General features: G+C 59.7%; 18 protein-coding genes. 1 reads left to right on the top strand and 17 read right to left on the bottom strand.

The annotated features are described in order from the left end of the window. Positions 1 to 85 precede the first annotated feature (85 nt). The 3 genes from ABF757_RS11355 to ABF757_RS11345 all read right to left on the bottom strand — a co-directional run bounded on the left by ABF757_RS11355 (position 86) and on the right by ABF757_RS11345 (position 4,136). A complete protein-coding gene (locus ABF757_RS11355; protein ID WP_415482437.1) occupies positions 86 to 1,045 on the bottom strand; it encodes a 5'-nucleotidase in 960 nt (319 codons plus the stop codon). A gap of 471 nt (positions 1,046 to 1,516) precedes the next feature. Beyond that, on the bottom strand, positions 1,517 to 1,951 hold the full coding sequence (locus ABF757_RS11350; protein WP_415482436.1) for a hypothetical protein: 435 nt from the start codon (positions 1,949 to 1,951) through the stop codon (positions 1,517 to 1,519). Between the two features lie 697 nt (positions 1,952 to 2,648). Then, the gene (locus tag ABF757_RS11345; RefSeq protein WP_415482435.1) at positions 2,649 to 4,136 is read right to left on the bottom strand and encodes an FAD-dependent oxidoreductase; all 1,488 of its coding nucleotides are present in this window, start codon (positions 4,134 to 4,136) and stop codon (positions 2,649 to 2,651) included. A 67-nt stretch (positions 4,137 to 4,203) separates the two neighbouring features. On the opposite strand from ABF757_RS11345, the gene ABF757_RS11340 reads away from it, so the two are divergent. Beyond that, the gene (locus ABF757_RS11340; RefSeq protein ID WP_415482434.1) at positions 4,204 to 4,656 is read left to right on the top strand and encodes a MarR family winged helix-turn-helix transcriptional regulator; all 453 of its coding nucleotides are present in this window, start codon (positions 4,204 to 4,206) and stop codon (positions 4,654 to 4,656) included. A 190-nt stretch (positions 4,657 to 4,846) separates the two neighbouring features. On the opposite strand, the gene wrbA is transcribed toward ABF757_RS11340, so the two are convergent. From wrbA to ABF757_RS11270, 14 genes are all read right to left on the bottom strand, one after another. Then, positions 4,847 to 5,446 (bottom strand): NAD(P)H:quinone oxidoreductase, encoded by a 600-nt coding sequence (gene wrbA / locus ABF757_RS11335; protein WP_415482433.1) that lies wholly within the window; start codon positions 5,444 to 5,446, stop codon positions 4,847 to 4,849. A 141-nt stretch (positions 5,447 to 5,587) separates the two neighbouring features. Next, a complete protein-coding gene (locus ABF757_RS11330; protein WP_025860338.1) occupies positions 5,588 to 6,022 on the bottom strand; it encodes a DoxX family protein in 435 nt (144 codons plus the stop codon). A 313-nt stretch (positions 6,023 to 6,335) separates the two neighbouring features. After that, positions 6,336 to 6,902, bottom strand: a complete 567-nt coding sequence (locus tag ABF757_RS11325; protein WP_415482432.1) for a YceI family protein — start codon at positions 6,900 to 6,902, stop codon at positions 6,336 to 6,338. After that, a complete protein-coding gene (locus ABF757_RS11320; RefSeq protein WP_415482431.1) occupies positions 6,899 to 7,519 on the bottom strand; it encodes a cytochrome b in 621 nt (206 codons plus the stop codon). The genes ABF757_RS11325 and ABF757_RS11320 overlap by 4 nt, the downstream gene beginning before the upstream one ends. 4 nt (positions 7,520 to 7,523) lie before the next feature. Continuing rightward, complete coding sequence (locus ABF757_RS11315) at positions 7,524 to 8,141, bottom strand: YceI family protein (RefSeq protein ID WP_025860341.1); 618 nt, start codon at positions 8,139 to 8,141, stop codon at positions 7,524 to 7,526. A 161-nt stretch (positions 8,142 to 8,302) separates the two neighbouring features. Then, positions 8,303 to 9,640, bottom strand: a complete 1,338-nt coding sequence (gene rpoN, locus ABF757_RS11310; protein WP_415482430.1) for an RNA polymerase factor sigma-54 — start codon at positions 9,638 to 9,640, stop codon at positions 8,303 to 8,305. 9 nt (positions 9,641 to 9,649) lie between these two features. Beyond that, positions 9,650 to 10,633 carry a HoxN/HupN/NixA family nickel/cobalt transporter gene (locus ABF757_RS11305; protein ID WP_415482429.1) on the bottom strand — a complete coding sequence of 328 codons (984 nt, stop codon included), beginning with the start codon at positions 10,631 to 10,633 and terminating at the stop codon, positions 9,650 to 9,652. 1 nt (position 10,634) lies between these two features. Continuing rightward, positions 10,635 to 11,687 carry a hydrogenase expression/formation protein HypE gene (gene hypE / locus ABF757_RS11300; protein ID WP_415482428.1) on the bottom strand — a complete coding sequence of 351 codons (1,053 nt, stop codon included), beginning with the start codon at positions 11,685 to 11,687 and terminating at the stop codon, positions 10,635 to 10,637. After that, positions 11,684 to 12,805: a hydrogenase formation protein HypD gene (gene hypD, locus ABF757_RS11295; RefSeq protein WP_415482427.1), complete on the bottom strand. Its 1,122-nt coding sequence runs from the start codon at positions 12,803 to 12,805 to the stop codon at positions 11,684 to 11,686. The genes hypE and hypD overlap by 4 nt, the downstream gene beginning before the upstream one ends. Continuing rightward, positions 12,792 to 13,094 carry a HypC/HybG/HupF family hydrogenase formation chaperone gene (locus tag ABF757_RS11290; RefSeq protein WP_415482426.1) on the bottom strand — a complete coding sequence of 101 codons (303 nt, stop codon included), beginning with the start codon at positions 13,092 to 13,094 and terminating at the stop codon, positions 12,792 to 12,794. Before ABF757_RS11290 ends, hypD begins: the two co-directional genes overlap by 14 nt. Positions 13,095 to 13,106: 12 nt before the next feature. Further along, complete coding sequence (locus ABF757_RS11285; RefSeq protein WP_415482425.1) at positions 13,107 to 14,744, bottom strand: sigma-54-dependent transcriptional regulator; 1,638 nt, start codon at positions 14,742 to 14,744, stop codon at positions 13,107 to 13,109. Beyond that, the gene (hypB, locus tag ABF757_RS11280; RefSeq protein WP_415482424.1) at positions 14,648 to 15,679 is read right to left on the bottom strand and encodes a hydrogenase nickel incorporation protein HypB; all 1,032 of its coding nucleotides are present in this window, start codon (positions 15,677 to 15,679) and stop codon (positions 14,648 to 14,650) included. Before hypB ends, ABF757_RS11285 begins: the two co-directional genes overlap by 97 nt. Continuing rightward, positions 15,680 to 16,021, bottom strand: coding sequence for a hydrogenase maturation nickel metallochaperone HypA (gene hypA / locus ABF757_RS11275; RefSeq protein WP_415482423.1), 342 nt, complete (start codon positions 16,019 to 16,021; stop codon positions 15,680 to 15,682). Between the two features lie 3 nt (positions 16,022 to 16,024). After that, positions 16,025 to 17,038 (bottom strand): hypothetical protein, encoded by a 1,014-nt coding sequence (locus ABF757_RS11270; RefSeq protein ID WP_415482422.1) that lies wholly within the window; start codon positions 17,036 to 17,038, stop codon positions 16,025 to 16,027. Positions 17,039 to 17,143: the final 105 nt, after the last annotated feature.

Here is a 17,143-nt window from a genome sequence, read left to right as displayed (position 1 = left end):
GGGGGCAATAGGCCGGTTTTCAGTTATGGAGTCAGAAATTTGACAATGGAATTGATGAAAGAAAATTCGTTTTATGGTCATTATTTTAAGAAGTTGATTTAGATAAATCGACCTTTTGCTGATTGGTAATGCCAAATGGGATGTGAACTGATGGTGCTACAGCGCTAGCTGACCGCAGGTGGCCAGACTGATCATCGAAGAAAATATGCGGCTTAAGTACGGATAAAATTTTTCCTTTTTCGACGCCACCAAGGAAAAAGGCATCATTCGCCATAACGTTCCAGCTCTTTAGAGTGCGGAGTGCTCGCTCGTGAGAAGGTGCATTGCGTGCTGTAACTATTGATATCCTGAGTCTATTTTTATAGTCAGGATTATTGCTTTTATATTCTTCTTCTATTTTTTGTATTTTCGACATTTCTACTAGAAATTTTTGGAGAGGTCCTGGGTTGTGTGGTTGCATAACATTTCGCGTTTCGTGTTCATGAAATCTATCTAAACCCGATGATTGCATCACGGCCTCAGATTCGTCCCCGGCAAGCACGCCATCAAAATCAAATGCGATTCTTAAAGTATTATCTTTTTCGTCGTCTTGAAATGTAGAGTCGAGTACCTGACCGGCAGGATGTCCCAAATTGATTGCGGCGTCGACGTCTGGCTTATGAGCGGATAAAAATAAAGCAATATTAAAAGCTGGTATGTATTCATATGGGGATTTCCCCTGCATGAAAATTGCGCGGGTGATATCGAGACTATAATGAGATATCGTCTTCATAACCCTCAAACCTGTGTCGGGGTCATTTCTTGACAGCAACACCACTTCCACGAGTGGGTCTACCTTATCAGGACTGAGATCATTTAATGATAACAGGCGCTTTACAAACGGAAAGGCGATACCCGTTGGAAGAGGAACATGTAAATTTTCCTCTTGGTATTTTCTATATTTTTCTTCTCCGTCTCGTCTAAAAATGCTGTCTGAAACACTGAGATCAAAAACCGCGCTGGATGCGACACCAACTACTAATCTTTTTTCTAAATCGTATGCCATTATATAAATCTCAATCTATTATAGAGAGTGCGTCAATATTGGATTGGTTGTGAAGAATATTTTTCAAAATCACATTCAATACATAATATGATATTTCTTTTAGCAATTAATATTTCATTTCACCTGCTCAATTCGGAAATTTAAACCCTAAATTGACGATAACTTTCCATGTTACGTTTGTCTAGCTGGGTAGCGCGCATTATAGACATTCTGGACTGGCCGTTTTCCGACTGTCAGCAATAGGCGTCTAAATGTGAGTTAGGAATGTCCGACATGTATGTGACCGCCGTCTGTCTGCTTCATGTTCGCTCAACAGGCAGGCGCATAAGGGGGAGGGGGAAGGTCGACTTTGGAAGATAAACTGTGTCTGGCGACTTTTCACCCATTCAGATGATCCCATCTGAATGGGTTCTACTCTGGCAAACGTGCCGCGCGTTATATTTCCGGCGGGATCGTCCAGCGCAAAGACCCTCACCTGCGATGATGCCGTTTCGGTTGGCACGATAAGAGGGTGACACCGGCCGTATCTTCAAAACGGTCCGGATGCGCCGTGAGAGGCATGGACACGACATCGTCGCTTCGATGGTCTGCATAGACAAACGTTAAATAGTAAAACCCAGCATCGATCCGAGGATCGCCATCAAACATCTTGTCCCATTCCAGCAGGTCGCGCCGCAGCGGCGATCCGACGTCGCCGCTGCGGGTCCAGACCGCCGACACACAGGTGGAAACACGCTCGATGCGCACGATCAACCGCCCATTGAGAAACGCCTTTTCGTCGAGTTCCTCGTTGAACACCGTGTTGCCGTTATAAGACTGTTCCTCCAAAGACTCCGGCTTGGTGCCCGCGAGGGCGGTTCCACCAATACAGAGGGCACAAATCAGGCTCAGAATAGCGCGAATCATCAATATCGTCCTTTCAGCAGCATGGCCTCGTCGTGCCGTCTCTTGACCAAACCGTTCATGACGAGCGCACCTGCTCCTCGATGATCCTGACGGCCTTGCGTTTGTAGCCGCTATTGATAGCAGCACGGGCGTCCGGCCAGCCTCTTTCTGGATTGTAGACGAACGATTGCCTCATAGCTCGGAAGATTGGCCTGTAGAAGATGTTTCTGCTGATCGTCCGTCAGAGTAACGATGTTTCTGTTATCCTTGGCGAACCTCGTGGCTGCTTTGCCACGCAGGGCTGGATGCTGGTTGGTATCCGATATGACATGTCCTGAAATGTAGACGTTAAAAAAAAGCCTGCCGATAAAGGCGGGCTTTACGTGCTCCGAACTATAGCTTTTATGCAGCAAAAATTGCGCATGGATACCGGATGGAAACAGGGCCGATCTGGAGGTTGCCAATGTCCGGGTTTGTAAAATTTTTAAGCTACACAAAAGGCGTCCAGCATGAAGACGAATGTTGAATCCCTGTTGCAGGTTACGAATGACCGAGAGCAGCTATTCGTAACGTGGACGTTTATGGCGGTTAATTACTGTAATGAGATATAGCTGTCAGGTAGACAGACGCACGCCTGTCTGAGCGTCAGACCCAATCTTTCTACGCCCTGTTTGTCAGAACCGGGCGTTGTTATTGAAGTGAGATGTAAATTTTCAGTTCAGGACGGTGGCGCGTGTGCAAGGTACCGCGAAAGCCCCGCTTCCAGCCCGTCGGAAGAAAAGATCCCGGCGATATAGCCGTCCGGACGCACGAGCACCCATTGACCGGGTTCGATCCCATACGCTTCGGCAATATGGCCATTATCATCAACGAGTTCATGCGTTGCGCCGATGGTGACGATACGGACGCCTGCGATGGGCGATGGCCGTTCGCGCGTCTCATAGCCGAGTAAGGTCCAGTGAGGTCCTTGAAAAACCGTGAACAGCCGTGTCCGTTGCCCCGCCTGCCCGCGACAGGGAGCATCGGGGGCGCGGTCGCCAGCCTGCACTTTACTACCCGCTGGGCCGGGCATGCTTAACGATGAACCGCGATAGCCGAGGTCGAGTTGCCGGGCTTCGCGGTCGCGCCGCATGGTGCCTTGCTTTGCCTCGCCAAGTAGCCGCGTTGAGAGACGCAGCATGTTCGACGCGATCGGTCGGCGCTCTGCCTCGTAGCTATCGAGCAGCGTCTCGGGTGCCCCCGCAAGTACGGCCGCCAGCTTCCAGCCGAGATTATAGGCATCCTGAACGCTGGTATTGAGACCCTGACCACCAGTGGGCGGGTGAACATGGGCAGCATCCCCCGCAATGAAGACACGCCCGACCTGGTAGCGATCAGCCAGACGCGCGTTCATCGTATAGACCGAGGACCAGGGCACCGAACGGACGATGATGTCCCCTCTGTTGGTTCGGTTCTGGATGAACTCGGTCAGTCCAGCAGGAGACAGGTCGATTTCTCCTTCCAGCGCCACGGGTGCTTGAACCTGAAACAGATCCGTTCCTGCCAGTGGGCAGATCATCACTTGTGTTTCGGGTAAACCGAGTTGGAAGCGGTGCCAGTTGAGACGATCAAGACCCTCCAGCCGCACATCGGCAACGATTGCGCGTACCCCCAATGTTTCTCCGGGAAAATCGATAGCCAAGGCATGGCGCACGAAGCTGCGACCGCCATCGGTGCCGACAAGGAACCGGGCACGGATAACATGCTCGCCGGTTTCCTGTTCGATCCTCGCCGTCACACCATGGGAGTCCTGCTCAAAGCCCACTAGCCGTGTGCTGAAGCAAGGATAATGGCCGAGTTCGGCAAGCCGCTCCCGCATAACGGCTTCGGTTGCGAACTGCGGCAACATCAGCGGTGCGGCATAAGGTTCGGCGGGAGTTGGCAAAACTTCTGCCTCCGTCAGAAGTTGTACTTTATAGCTTCCATCAGGCCGATACTGACAAAGCAACGGATAGGGTCCACCTGCCGCCGCCATGCGGTCGATAAAGCCGAGATCTTCGAAAATCTCCAGTGTCCGGGGCTGGATACCCTTACCGCGTGACCCGTTGAACGGCTGCGCGTTCTGCTCGATCAAGCGAAACGAAACCCCACGACGGGCGAGGTCGATTGCAAGTGTCAGGCCTGCGGCTCCGCTACCCGCTATCAGGACATCTGTATCGAAAGACACTGGCTACTCCGCGAATTAATGTGTATTATTCACGTATATGAGTTTGGTTTCCAAGGCAACAATAAACGTGAATAATACACATGACCCCGAGATCCTAAGCAGACTGCAAGCCGCAGTCATTGATCTGGTTGATGAAATCAACCGGCCTCGCCGTGATGATCGATTGATCGAAGAAGCGGGTATTCCACTGGATCGGGCTCTGTTTCCCCTTCTGGCGCGTGTGTGGCGTTACGGTCCTATCGGGGTTGTCGATCTGGCAGACCGGATCGGTCGTGATCACACCACGATCAGCCGACAAATGAGCAAGCTGGAAGAACTTGGCCTTATCGAGCGGAACCCTTCCGCAACGGACAAACGTGTTCGCGAAGCAACCGTGACTGGCAAGGGGCGAGAAATGGTCGGCGTGCTGAATGCAGCCCGCGAAAGGCTGGCGAACCGCATCCTTGTCGACTGGACAGATGCTGACCTTGGGCAGTTACAAGTGCTTCTGCGACGCTTTGCTGACGACCTGATGCGGTGACAAATCCACAAAAATCATAGATACGCAGACAAGATGTATATTTCGAAAGGGGGGGGGGGCCTGTACGCGGAAAAATATTTTCCGTGTAAGAAGGTAAGCTCAAGGCCGATAGTCTGCGTGTTCCGTAGAACCGCCTGTCTGCTCCAAAATCAGGCAGACAGGCGGAAATTGTAATAAGAGATTACAAGTTTTAGGCTGCGAGTTTTTTGGTGATACCGGCTACGTGCTGGCCGAGGAATTTCGCGCCTTCGAGTTCGTTGGCGTCCGGCTGGCGGGAGCCGTCGCCTGCGGCAATGGTGGTGGCGCCATAGGGCGAACCACCCGTTACGGCATCAAGCTTGAGCTGGCCCTGAAAGCTGTAGGGTAGACCGCTGATGACCATACCGTGGTGGATCAGGTTCGACATGAGCGAATACAGGGTCGTTTCCTGCCCGCCATGCTGCGATGCGGTGGAGGTAAACACCGCGCCCACCTTGCCAATCAGCGCACCTTGCAGCCACAGGCCGCCGGTCTGGTCCCAGAAATTTGCCATCTGAGCAGGCAGGCGGCCAAAGCGCGTGGGTGCGCCAAGGATAATGGCATCGTAATCCGCCAGTTCGGCCGGGGTGGCCAGCGGCGCGGACTGCTCGGTTTTGAAGTGGTGGGCCTTGGCCACATCTTCGGGCACCAGTTCAGGCACACGCTTCACATCGGCGGTAAGCCCTGCGGCGCGTACGCCCTCGGCAACGGCATTGGCCATGGTTTCGATATGGCCATAGGAGGAATAGTAAAGAACGAGAACCTTGGGCATTTTTGTTTCTTTCACTGGTGTTGAAAACAGTTTCCGTAAGGTGTTCAGAAACCCCATGACGATAATTCCTGTGAGAAAGAGGGCTACGCCAAAATCAGAAACGCTCTATTTCTGATTTTGACATGGTTTGCTCTAGGGGTATTACGAGCGGACATTCCGAGTGGTGGAGTTCAGCAGCGTATCGAGCGAGAAACGCCCCGGCCCTGCACTGGCTAGTGCGAGAAAACCACCGGCAATGCTGAAGTTTTTGTAGAAGTGAATCCACATATCGTACCGTTCCATGCCGGAAAAAGTCCAGTAATGGTGGCCGATAAACGCGGTTACGATGGTATAGAGCGCAAAGAGAGTGGCAATGGGTGCGGTGAATGCGCCAAACGCCAGCAGTGCGCCAAGGCCAAGCTCGACCACAATGGAAATAACGGCGGAAAGGCTGGGCAACGGCGCGCCGGTGGCGGCCATGTAAGCGATTGTGCCGGAAAAGCCTGTCAGCTTGCCCCAGCCCATCATGACAAACAGAGAAGACAGCAGCAGGCGGGCTACCAGCAGAACCGTATCGCGCGGGAAAATGGATTTCATGACAGCGTACCTTATGTTTCAGAAGGGGGCTGGCCTGTGTTTCAGGCTGCCGATGTCTTTCTGTTTACGCTGGATTTGAGAGATAAATAATAGAAATGGTATAAACTTAAAGTTTCTATTTTTTATCTATAAAGGAGCCGCAGACACGATCCGGCGCGTAAAATGCTGTGGCACATAGCAAAACCGGCGGCAGGGAGAGGCTCCCGCCGCCGGTTTCTGGGCAATGTCATGGGGCCGGAAGACTCAGCCCCCGCTTTTGCCGCAACAGAACGGCTGTCAGCACCGGGCAGGCGTGCGAAGAACACCCGGTGGGTCAGCCGCCCTGTGCTGTCACGTCAACATCCACGCCCACGTCAAGGGCAACCCATTGTCCGGTAGACCATGGGCCAATCCCGACATTGAACGCCGAGCGCACAAGCGGCAGGTGCCCCTTGGCATGCAGGGTGGTGCCGGTGGTGTCGATGGTCAGTGGCAGGGTAACAGGTTTGCTCACGCCCTTGATGGTGAGCGTGCCTTCGGCGTCAAACGCGTTACCGCCTTTGGCTTTGAAGTCTTTCACCTCAAACACGGCGGTAGGGAAGGTTTTTACATCGAACCAGTCATGGCCGGGCAGGGCGCCATCACGCTGGGCATCGCCCGTTGTCGCGCTGGCCATGTCGATAGTGATTTTGGCATGACCGGCTTCGGGGTGGGCCGGATCAAACGTGATACTGCCATCGTATTTTGTGAAATGCCCCTCAAACGTCTTGCCCGTCTGGGTGCCGGAAAAACCCAGCGTGCCGTTGCCCGCAGCCAGTGTCCAGTCGGCAGCGAAAACAGGAGTGCTGAGCAGCAGTCCGGCCACCATGGCAGCCGGCAGGAATGGGGTAAAAGCCTTCATGGGGTTTCTCCCTTCTGGCGTGATGGGAATGATCTGCCCGCACCGGGCAGCATCTGGCTCATAACGGTGTCATGCAGGACAAAACGGTGGCGCAGGGCAGCGGCCACATGCAGGATAATCAGCCCCAGCAGACCCCATGCGGCCCAGTGGTGAAAGCCTTTGAGGGCTGCTTCAACCGGGGCCTTGTCGCTCAGGGTCGAAAGCACGGGCAGGTCTGGCCAGGGCAGGGTGCCAAACAGCACCGTGGGGATACCCAGCACGGAAACCGACACCATGGCCCAGCCACTGAGCGGTAGGACAACCTGCAAACCGTAAAGGGCCAGATGCGCCAGATGCGCGCCTTTTTTCTCCCGTGCGGGCATGTCTGCGGGTAGGGGGGGCGCTGTATGCGTCAGCCGCCAGCCGATCCGTAATGCAATAAGAAACATGACGCTGATACCGATGGATTTGTGCAGCTGGTAGAGCTGGAACACACGCATCGGATCAAGGGTGAGGTGGTCCATGACCAGCCCCATGGCAATCAGCGTCAGGATACCCAGTGCGATCATCCAGTGAAGGATGATCGCAACCGTGGTGTACCGCGTGACCCCGCTTGCTGTGCTCGCGGGCGTGGCCATGGTGTCAGCCCTGACGTTCGAAAGCGCCGGCAATGTGCAGGCGCACATCATCACCAACATAGGGGACATACATCTTCACGCCGAAGTCGCTGCGCTTGATGGTGCCGGTGGCTTCAAAGCCGGTGGTGTATTTCTTGTCCATCGGGTTCACGCCTGCACCGATAAAGCGCACTTTCAGCGTTTCGGGCTTGGTTACGCCATGCAGCGTCAGGTTGCCGGTCACGACAGCTTCGTTATGGCCGGTCAGGTGCACGGAGGTGGATTCAAACGTGGCCTTGGGGAACTTGGCAGAGTCGAACCACTGGTCGCCCTTGAGTTCTTCATCCAGCTTGGAGCTGGTGGTCTGCACGGAGTCTACCGGAATGGTCACGGACAGCTTGGAAGCGGCGGGGTTTTTCGTATCTAGGTTCAGGGTGCCGGACACGTTGGAGAAAACGCCACTGTAGTTGGTGAAGCCAAAATGCAGGACGGAAAAATCAACCTGCGTGTGGCCGGGTTCCACGTCATAGGTGCCGGATTCGGCCTGTGCGGCGTTGGTCACAACCTGTGCGGAGGCCGGGTGGGTGGCCAGCAGGCCAAGAGTGAGCGCCATGGCGGAGGCAGAGAACATGCTGAGCTTCATGGTAAGGATACTCCGGTTGGTAAGTACATCTGAAACGGGCATCAGCCCCGAAATCCCGATTGGGGAAGGCATGATGGCGTTTCGTCTAACGTTTTGAATACCGGGCTGGATGTGGGGAATAAACAACAACAATGGAAAGATAATATTTCCATATTTTACACCTATGCGGGGCGAACCGTTCCGGCCCGCCATGCCTGCATCCGCTCGAACGATGAGGGAATGCCCAGCATTCTGCGGTATTTCACCACCGTACGGCGTGAGAGGCTGAAGCCGTGCTGGCGCAGGGCCTCGGCATAATCCTGATCGGAGCGGACTCTGTGCGCCGTCTCGCTTTCCAGCAGGTGCAAAAGGCAGGCCCGCGCGGCCCCGCTAGCCTGTGCAGTGTCCGTATCCGCCCCCAGTGCGGCTGAAAAAAAGGCACGCAGGGGCAGTGTGCCGCGCGGGGTCTGCACATATTTGTTGGCAACAATCCGGCTGATGGTGCTGTCGTTCAGCCGCAGGGCGCGGGCTACCTGCACCATGCTCAAAGGGCGCAGGGCCTGCGGGCCGTGGTCCAGACTGGCGGCCTGATAGTGCAGCACATGCCGCGCCACGGCTAGCAGGCTGTGGCTGCGGCGGGGGAGGGCGCGCATCAGCCAGCGGGCCTGTGCCTGCCAGTGCGCGGTCATGTCCGGGGTGTCGGCCGGGGGAGTATGGGCGTGCTGCGTGCGGCGTATGCGCGTGATTAGTGCGGTTTCAAAGCGGATTGCTTCTTCCGGCGTATCGGGCAGAGTTATGGCCCATGTGCCGGTTTCGGTCTTGCTGGCTATCAGCTCGGGGCGGATTCCGGCGGGCTGCGCGCCCTCGGCCTGCCGCCATGGAAAAGGATCAAGCCCGCGTAGCCGGGTCAGCAGGTCTTTTACCGTCTGCACCGAAAGGCCCGCCACACTGGCCAGATGAGCTGCCCCCCGGCTGGCCAGCAGGGGCAGATGCGCCAGTACGGCCAGCATGTCGGGGTGGGCCTCCCCCTGTTCCTCAAGCTGGACATGCAGGCATTCCTCCAGCGAGCGGGCGGCTACCCCGCAGGGTTCCAGCCGCAGCAGCCGCTGGCGCACCTGTTCCAGCAAGCCGGGGGGCAGGTGCGCGTTCCGGGCCACTTCGGCGGGGGGGATAGGCAGGCGGCCCAACTCGTCCAGCGCGTCCAGAATAGCCAGTGCGCAGCGCTGTTCCAGTTCGGTAGCGTGTTGGGCGGCCAGTTGGTGCAGCAGACTATAGGCGGTGGAGGGGGGCTGGGCTTCAAGCGTGTCGGCGGCATCCTGCGCAAAGCCGCTCAGCCGGGTCAGGGCGGAGGGGGGAGCCCCGTCTTTCCAGTCCAGAAACGGGTTGGCGGCAATTTTCTGGTCTATGAAATCCAGCAGTGCTGGGAGCGGCATTTTCAGAAGCTGGAGCGACTCTTTCATGCCCGGCGTTAGCGATAGGCGTTGATTCTGCCCGACTTTATGCCCAAGAGCCACCACCATGGCGGGGGGCTAGCAGCGCGGGCGGGCTTGTCGGGTGTTTTTGCTGTCTCGCGCTCCACGCAGGGCCGCAACGCCCCACAGGCCCAGAAACAGAAAAACAAGACCAGCGCCAAGGAGGGGAAAATGCGCGGCGGCCATATCCGCCACAGTGGCGGCCCAGTTGGGCACCCGCTCGGCAATGCCGGGCATCTGGGCCAGTTCAAGCAGGGCCACGGCAAGGGCGGCGGCGGCTGAAAGGGCCGTGACAGAAACCGTATAGCGCGCGCGGCGGCGGGCGGAGTGGGCACTCCATGTCCAAGCCCGGATCATCAGCACCGTATCGAGGCTGTCCATCAGCATCATGGCGGCGGTAAACAGCAGGGGCAGCAGCATGAGCGCCCATGTGGGGGCTGTGGCATGGCTGGATGTGGCAAGGCCCAGCAGGCCGATTTCCGTTGCCGTGTCAAAACCCAGACCGAACAGAAAGCCCAGATAATACATCTGCCGTTCATGGCGGATCATGTCGGTTACGGGGGCCAGCAGGCGCATGAGCCCCCCCATGGGGCGGGGGGCTATGGAATGGCCCGCCTTGAGGCTCTGCCACTGGGTTCTGGCGGCAGCGCCATTGAGCAGTGCCATGGCCAGCAGGAAGGCAATGGAAATGCTCCCCCCCACCATACCGCCCACAAGGTGCCAGCGCTCCAGCCATGTGTGCACGGGCAGGTGCAGCAGCGCGTAGGTGGCCACAATCACCACGGTGGAATGACCGAGCGAGAAAAACAGCCCCACAAGAATGGGTCTGTGATCGCGCGCCAGCAACCTGCGCGTGACGACATCAATCGCGGCGATATGGTCTGCATCCAGCGCGTGGCGCATGCCGAATGTCCAGGCCACAAAAGCCGGGGCCAGCAGGCCGGGTGAGCCAAGGCCCACGCAGGCGGCCAGCCCCCACAGGCCTGCATTCAGCCCGCATAGCCCCGCCATGAGGGCGAGTGATGAGCGCGCGCGCGCCATTTCAGCAGATTCTCGGCAGTTGTTCGCCCGATGGCATGGTAACGGTGCGCCGCCCGCCAAACGCGTTGCGCAGCACCACGGAGGGGCCATGCGGCCCGGCCTGTGCCACGGTGCCAATGGCTGCTGCCTGCCGGCCCAGCGGGTGGGCGCGCAGGGCGGCGAGTGCGGCTTCGGCCTCGGCCTGCGGCACAACAGCGACCAGCTTGCCTTCATTGGCGAGAAAAAGCGGCTCCAGCCCCAGAATTTCGCACACGCCCACCACATCGGGGCGGACAGGTAGGGTTGTCTCGTCCAGCGTGAGGCTGACATTACTGGCCTCGGCCAGTTCGCTCAGCACGCCTGCTACACCGCCGCGCGTGGCATCGCGCAGGCTGCGGGTGTTGGGGGCGGCGGCCAGCAGGACTTCTACCAGCCCGCCAAGGGGCGCGCAGTCGCTGGCAATGGCGACATCCAGCGCCAGATCGCCCCGCGCGCACAGAATAGCCGCCCCGTGGTCGCCCAGCGTGCCGTTGACCAGCACCACATCGCCCGGCTGCGCAGCGGTAATGCTGATGGCGCGCGCGGCGGGAATGACCCCCACGCCCGATGTGGTGACATACAGCCCGTCGCACGCCCCTTTGGGCACGACTTTGGTATCGCCGGTAACAATCCGCACTCCGGCCTCGCGCGCGCAGTCGGCCATGGCGGCCACGATGCGGCGCAGGCAGGCCAGTTCCAGCCCTTCGGCCAGAATGAAGGCAGCGGACAGGGCCACGGGTCGTGCGCCCCCCACCACCAGATCATTGACCGTGCCGCATATGGCCAGCGTGCCGATATTGCCGCCGGGAAATTCCAGCGGTTCCACCACGAAAGAATCGGTGGTGAAAGCCAGCCTGTCTCCCCCCGCCGCCAGTTCGTGCAGCGGCAGGCGGGCCTGATCTTCCTGCGGGGCGTGGGGTGTTGCGGAAAAGGCTTCAAGAAAAAGCGTGTCGATCAGGGCGCGCATGGCGGTGCCACCCCCACCATGCGCCATGGTGATACGCCCCCCAGTGCCAATGCCGGGTATGCTGTTCATGCGACCTGCCTCGCCCCCTCGTAATCGTAACACGCGGCACACGCGCCTTCGGATGATACCATGAGCGCGCCCAAAGGGGCATCTGGCGTGCAGTCCTGCCCGAAAGCAGGGCATTCCGTCGGGCGGATGCGCCCGGTCAGCACGGCCCCGCAGCGGGCGGAGGCCGGGTCGGGCACGCTATGCGGTGTAAGGGTAAAGCGGTGCTCGGCATCGAATGCGCGCCATGCGGGGCGCAGTTGCAGGCCGGAAAACGCAATGGTGCCCAGCCCGCGCCAGGCACTGTCCGCGCGGGTTTCGTATACCTGGCGCATGGCGGTCTGGGCGGCGGGGTTGCCATCGGGCGGCACCACGCGGGCATACTGGTTTTCCACCATGGCCTGCCCGCGTTCAAGCTGGCGCAGCACCATCAGCAGGGACTGGAGAATATCGAGCGGTTCGAAACCCGCCACCACAAATGGGCGGTGGAACGTGCTGGCCACAAAGTCATAGGGCTGGGTGCCTGTAACCATGGCCACATGGCCGGGGCCGATAAAACCATCCACCGTAAAATCGGGCTGCATGAGCAGCGCGCGCAGGGTGGGTACAATCAGGATATGCTGGCACAGGAGCGAGAAGTTTTTTATCCCCTCACGGGCTGCGCGCAGGACGGTGAGCGCTGTGGATGGGGCGGTGGTTTCAAACCCGAGTGCGAAAAATATTACCTCACGCGTGGGGTTTTTGCGGGCAAGCTCCAGCGCGTCCAGCGGGGAATACACCATGCGGATATCCGCCCCCGCCGCGCGCGCCTGCAGGAGCGACCCCTGAGCCCCCGGCACGCGCAGGGCATCGCCAAAGGTGGTCAGGATAACCTCGGGCCGCTGGGCGAGGGTTATGGCGTCATCAATCCGCCCCATGGGCAGGACACAGACCGGGCAGCCCGGCCCGTGGGCGAATTCGATCGTTTCGGGTAGCCGGTCTTTCAGCCCGTAGCGGAAAATTGTATGCGTATGCCCCCCGCACACTTCCATGACTGTAACGGGTTTTTCGCGGAAGTGGGCAAGGTTTTCAGCCGAGCGGGCGATTTCCGTAAAAAGCTTTTCAGCTAGCGCGGGATCACGAAATTCGTCACTGAACCGCATGGGGGCCTCCTGTCGTGCCAGAGGCCTGCATAGCGGTGAGTTCCTCCTGCAATTCGCCCATTTCGGCCAGCAGGGCGAGTGTGGCGCGGGCTTCGGGTTCTGAAATACGGCTCATGGCAAAGCCTACATGCACCAGTACCCATGAGCCCACCAGTTCTTCCAGCGGCGCATCGGGCGGGGCCACGCACAGCACATCCACCTGACGGCGCACGCCATGGACATCAACATCCGCCAGCATGGCAGCGGCATCGGCAATGCCCGTAATCCGGGCGGGAATTCCAAGGCACATGGCGGGGTATCCTTACGGCAGGGGGCGATGAACGGCTTCAGGCACAATGCCGTAGCGTTCAAGCTTGGCGCGCAGGCCCACGCGTGAGAGGCCAAGCTCGCGCGCGGTCAGGCTCTTGTTCCAGCCACAGCGCGCAATGGTTTGGGCTAGAATACGGGCTTCGAGCGTATCCAGCCTTTCCTGCATGGAGCCATCTTCAGGCAGGGGCTCGGCGGTGGTGTTGTCCTGTGTCGCAGGGGTGGGGGGCGCATGCAAGGTGCCCTGTGGCTGGGCAAGGGGCAGCCGGGCTGGGTGAGGCAGGGCCGCGCGTGGAAAGCGCAGGGCGGGTGAGAGTAGCTCTGCTCCCAGTGTGTCATCTTCAGTCAGAACCAGCATGCGCAGGATTTCGTTCTGGAGTTCGCGCACATTGCCCGGCCAGTCATGGCGCATGAGCAGGGCCATGACATCGGGGCTGAACCCGCGTGCACGGCGGCCATGGCGCTGGCAGGCCTCGTCCAGCAGGTGGGTAGCCAGCACGCGGATATCCTCGGGGCGTTCACGCAGGGGCGGGATTGTCAGCGTCATGGCCGCCAGCCGGTAATACAGGTCTTCGCGAAAACGCCCGGCGCGGACTTCTTCTGGCAGGTCGCGGTGGGTGGCGGCCAGCACGCGCACATTGGCATGGGTGGTTTCATTGGTGCCAAGGGCGCGAAACTCGCCTTCTTGCAGGAAACGCAGCAGCTTGACCTGAAAAGCTGGTGATATATCGCCTATTTCATCCAGAAAAAGGGTGCCGCCATCGGCCTCTTCCACCAGCCCGCGCCGGTTGGCATGCGCGCCGGTAAAAGCGCCTTTACGGTGGCCAAATAATTCGGATTCCAGCAGTTCATCCGGTATGGCCCCGCAGTTTACAGCGACGAACGTGCCGCTGTCGCGCTGGCTGGCGTAATGCAGGGCGCGGGCCATCAGTTCTTTTCCGGTTCCAGTTTCTCCCTGAATAAGAACGGGAATGTCAAAAACCGCGACCTTGGCGGCCTGCCGGCATGTATCGTTCAGCGGGCTGGTGGTGGCGCGGATGATGGAATCAAACTGGTAGCGCCCGCGCACGCGCTCGCGCTGGCGCAGCAGCCGCCCTTCCGCAATGGGGGAGGCCAGTCGCAGTTCGAGCGAAAGCCGCTCGTGGTCGCGCTGCATGGCAAACAGATGGGTGGCGTTGCGCGCGGTCAGCAGAAGCTGGTCGGGGTGCCAGGGTTTGGTAATGTAATGGTAGATCCCCGCTTCGTTGATCGCATCGATCATGTCTTCGGGTTCGGTATAGCCGGTTACGATCACCCGCACGATATCGGGCCAGCGGGTGCGGACTTCGGCCAGAAAGCGAGTGCCTGTCAGGCCGGGCATCCGCTGGTCGCAGAAAATGGCCTGTATCCAGTGGGTTTCCAGACATTCGCGCGCGGTATCGGCATTATGGGCGATGTGGACATCAAAACTCTCGCGCAGGACGCGCGCCATGACTTCCGCCGAGCGCGGCTCGTCATCCACCACGAGAATGGACGGGCGTGTGTCCACATCCGCCATCAGCCGGCTGCCCGCAGGGTTGCGGCGCGGGTCTCGGCCTGTGTGGCCAGTGCCGAAAGCCATGTGCTGCGCTCGGTTTTCAACCAGTCCAGCCATGTGTCCATGCCAGCTCCCGTGCGCGCGCCCGTGTGCAGGATGCGTGCCTTGGGGGCCACGCGGCGGATATTGGTTTCCAGCAGGGCCATATCCGTGCCCAGATAAGGCACAAGGTCGGTCTTGGTCAGGATAACCAGATCGGCATTGTGGAAAATATCCGGGTATTTAAGGGGTTTGTCCTCGCCTTCCGTAACCGAAAGCAGCGTGACACGCAGGCTCTCGCCCAGATCGAAGGCGGCGGGGCAGACAAGGTTGCCGACATTTTCCACAAACAGCACCCCACCCGGCGGCAGGGGCAGGTGTTCCAGCGCATGGCCGACCTGATGCGCATCAAGGTGGCAGCCCTTGCCGGTGTTGATCTGCACTGCCCGCACGCCGGTTGCGCGGATACGCTCGGCATCGTTGCTGGTCTGCTGGTCTCCCTCGATCACGGCGGCGGGTATGCTGCCGTGCAGCAGTTTGAGCGTTTCCACCAGCAGGGTGGTTTTGCCCGCACCCGGCCCGGCCAGCAGGTTGAGGGCCAGCACACCGTTGCGGGCCAGCGTTTCGCGGTTCTGGCGGGCATAGGCATCGTTTTTGGACAGGATGTTGCGCTCGATTTCCACCATGCGCGCCTGTGTCAGCCCCGGTGCGTGGGAGCGGGCCGGGCCGGTGCCGTAATCATGGTGATCGGGGCCATTTGTATGGGCCGGGCCTTCGCTGTGTGGGCCGTGGGTGTGGCTATGCCCGTGCGCGCTATGCTCATGAGTGCTGTGGCTATGGGCGCTGTGTCCATGCGCATCGTGGGTGTGCGGGGGGTGAGGCTGTCCGTGCCTGTCGTGTTCTTGCGCACCATGTTCATGACACTGCCCGGTGGGTGTGTGGGTGTGGTCATGGTGGTGGCCGGGGTCCATGGTCACGCTGCCATCGCTGCTGCATCCGCATGTCGTGCACATTTAGAGTACCTCCAGATCCCTGATTCTGATGTCTGTTCCCCCCGAGGGCTGCACCCGCCCGCCGCCGCACAGGGGGCAGGGGGAGAGCCGATCCTCAAGGGTTACGGTTTTTTCGCAGTCAAAGCACCAGGCCGTGCCGGGTGTCTGCTCGATTTCAAGCCGGGCATCGTGGGCGATGGTGCCGGTTTTGACCGCCTCAAACCCGAAACGCAGCGCTGAAAGCTCTACCCCGGCAAACTGTCCTACCTCCAGCCGTACCACGCGCACCTGCGAGAACCCTTCCCGGCGGGCGGTGTCCTCGATCACGTCAAGCAGGCTTTCACACAAGGAGAGTTCGTGCATGGTCTAGGGTTCCACAAGCGCTGGCACGCAGGGGTTAATGGCCGAAATCAGCAATGCGGGCAGCAGGGCCGGGCTGTCCGTCAGGGGCAGGCTGCGCAGGCAGCGGCTTAGCAGCCCGTCCTGTGCCATGTGCCAGCCCGTGGGTGAAAGAACAGTATAAGCTCTTATGCGGCCGTTTTGTATGGTGGCGTGGTGCACCAATACGCCGCGCGCCGCACGGGCCACACCCAGCCGCCCGCCGGTGGCTCCATCCGGCCCGGCAGGCAGGTGGGCCGCCAGCGCGCGGGTGCGGGCAAAAAGCTGCGCAGGGTTGGACAGGGCCGCCAGAATGTCCAGCGCGCGTGCGACCATCCGCACGAAAAGGCTGACCCCTTCACGCGCGATCAGCCCGCGCAGGAGCGGGGTATTGCGGTGGTCGGCCAGAATACTCGCATCCCGCGCGGGGGCTTTGCCTGTGGTTATGGCTTCAAGGTCGGTGCTGTTGGGGGAGGGCAGGTCCGCCCGGCCCTGATCCGGCGGGGCGATCAGGCGTAGGGCCGCCAGCACGGCGGCCAGTGGCGGGGGTGTCTGCGCTGTACGCACGGCCTCAAGCCAGAGCGTAAAATCCGCCTCTGCCAGCAGGGCCAGCGGTGTTTCCAGCCCGGTCAGGGCGGTGGCAAGCTGCGTGCGTGCGTTGTCTGCCTTATCGTTTCCAGCGCCGAGGGTGCGTGTCAGCCATGTCCTATCCAGTGTCAGGCCCAGATGGCGCGGCCATGTGTGCAGCAGCTCAAGGGCGTGGTCGCGCAGGATGTCATGCGTTGCGCTGGTATTGGGGCTGTCCTGTTCCGGCAGGCCCAGTGCCTGTGTGGCGGCGGCGGCATGGGCCGCACCGCACAGGCTGAACAGGCTGGCCAGCCGGGAGCGGGCTTCCTCAGGGGTAAGGCCCACGCAGGTGCGGGCCATGTCCGGGCTGTTCTGGATGCGCGCGCGCCATGGCTGGCCAGCCTGCGGCGCGGACAGGACAAGCCGCCCCATCATGTGTGGGTGTTATCCTGTGCGTTCTGGTTGCCTGTCAGCAGGGCGCGGCGGCCAGAGCGGGCCGCGACCGGCGTATTGGAGGCGGGGGCCGGGCGGTATGCGGGG

Source organism: Acetobacter papayae, from assembly GCF_047721125.1.
Taxonomy (GTDB): Bacteria; Pseudomonadota; Alphaproteobacteria; order Acetobacterales; family Acetobacteraceae; genus Acetobacter; species Acetobacter papayae.
Note: the sequence above shows the minus strand (reverse complement) of the source record. Positions and strands in the feature narration are given on the sequence as shown.

Coding starts and splice junctions, on each gene's coding strand:
- ABF757_RS11355 (WP_415482437.1), bottom strand. CDS start 1,045: ATGGCATACGATTTAGAAAAAAGATTAGTAGTTGGTGTCGCATCCAGC.
- ABF757_RS11350 (WP_415482436.1), bottom strand. CDS start 1,951: ATGATTCGCGCTATTCTGAGCCTGATTTGTGCCCTCTGTATTGGTGGA.
- wrbA (WP_415482433.1), bottom strand. CDS start 5,446: ATGCCCAAGGTTCTCGTTCTTTACTATTCCTCCTATGGCCATATCGAA.
- ABF757_RS11330 (WP_025860338.1), bottom strand. CDS start 6,022: ATGAAATCCATTTTCCCGCGCGATACGGTTCTGCTGGTAGCCCGCCTG.
- ABF757_RS11325 (WP_415482432.1), bottom strand. CDS start 6,902: ATGAAGGCTTTTACCCCATTCCTGCCGGCTGCCATGGTGGCCGGACTG.
- ABF757_RS11320 (WP_415482431.1), bottom strand. CDS start 7,519: ATGGCCACGCCCGCGAGCACAGCAAGCGGGGTCACGCGGTACACCACG.
- ABF757_RS11315 (WP_025860341.1), bottom strand. CDS start 8,141: ATGAAGCTCAGCATGTTCTCTGCCTCCGCCATGGCGCTCACTCTTGGC.
- rpoN (WP_415482430.1), bottom strand. CDS start 9,640: ATGGTGGTGGCTCTTGGGCATAAAGTCGGGCAGAATCAACGCCTATCG.
- ABF757_RS11305 (WP_415482429.1), bottom strand. CDS start 10,633: ATGGCGCGCGCGCGCTCATCACTCGCCCTCATGGCGGGGCTATGCGGG.
- hypE (WP_415482428.1), bottom strand. CDS start 11,687: ATGAACAGCATACCCGGCATTGGCACTGGGGGGCGTATCACCATGGCG.
- hypD (WP_415482427.1), bottom strand. CDS start 12,805: ATGCGGTTCAGTGACGAATTTCGTGATCCCGCGCTAGCTGAAAAGCTT.
- ABF757_RS11290 (WP_415482426.1), bottom strand. CDS start 13,094: ATGTGCCTTGGAATTCCCGCCCGGATTACGGGCATTGCCGATGCCGCT.
- ABF757_RS11285 (WP_415482425.1), bottom strand. CDS start 14,744: ATGGCTGGACTGGTTGAAAACCGAGCGCAGCACATGGCTTTCGGCACT.
- hypB (WP_415482424.1), bottom strand. CDS start 15,679: ATGTGCACGACATGCGGATGCAGCAGCGATGGCAGCGTGACCATGGAC.
- hypA (WP_415482423.1), bottom strand. CDS start 16,021: ATGCACGAACTCTCCTTGTGTGAAAGCCTGCTTGACGTGATCGAGGAC.
- ABF757_RS11270 (WP_415482422.1), bottom strand. CDS start 17,038: ATGATGGGGCGGCTTGTCCTGTCCGCGCCGCAGGCTGGCCAGCCATGG.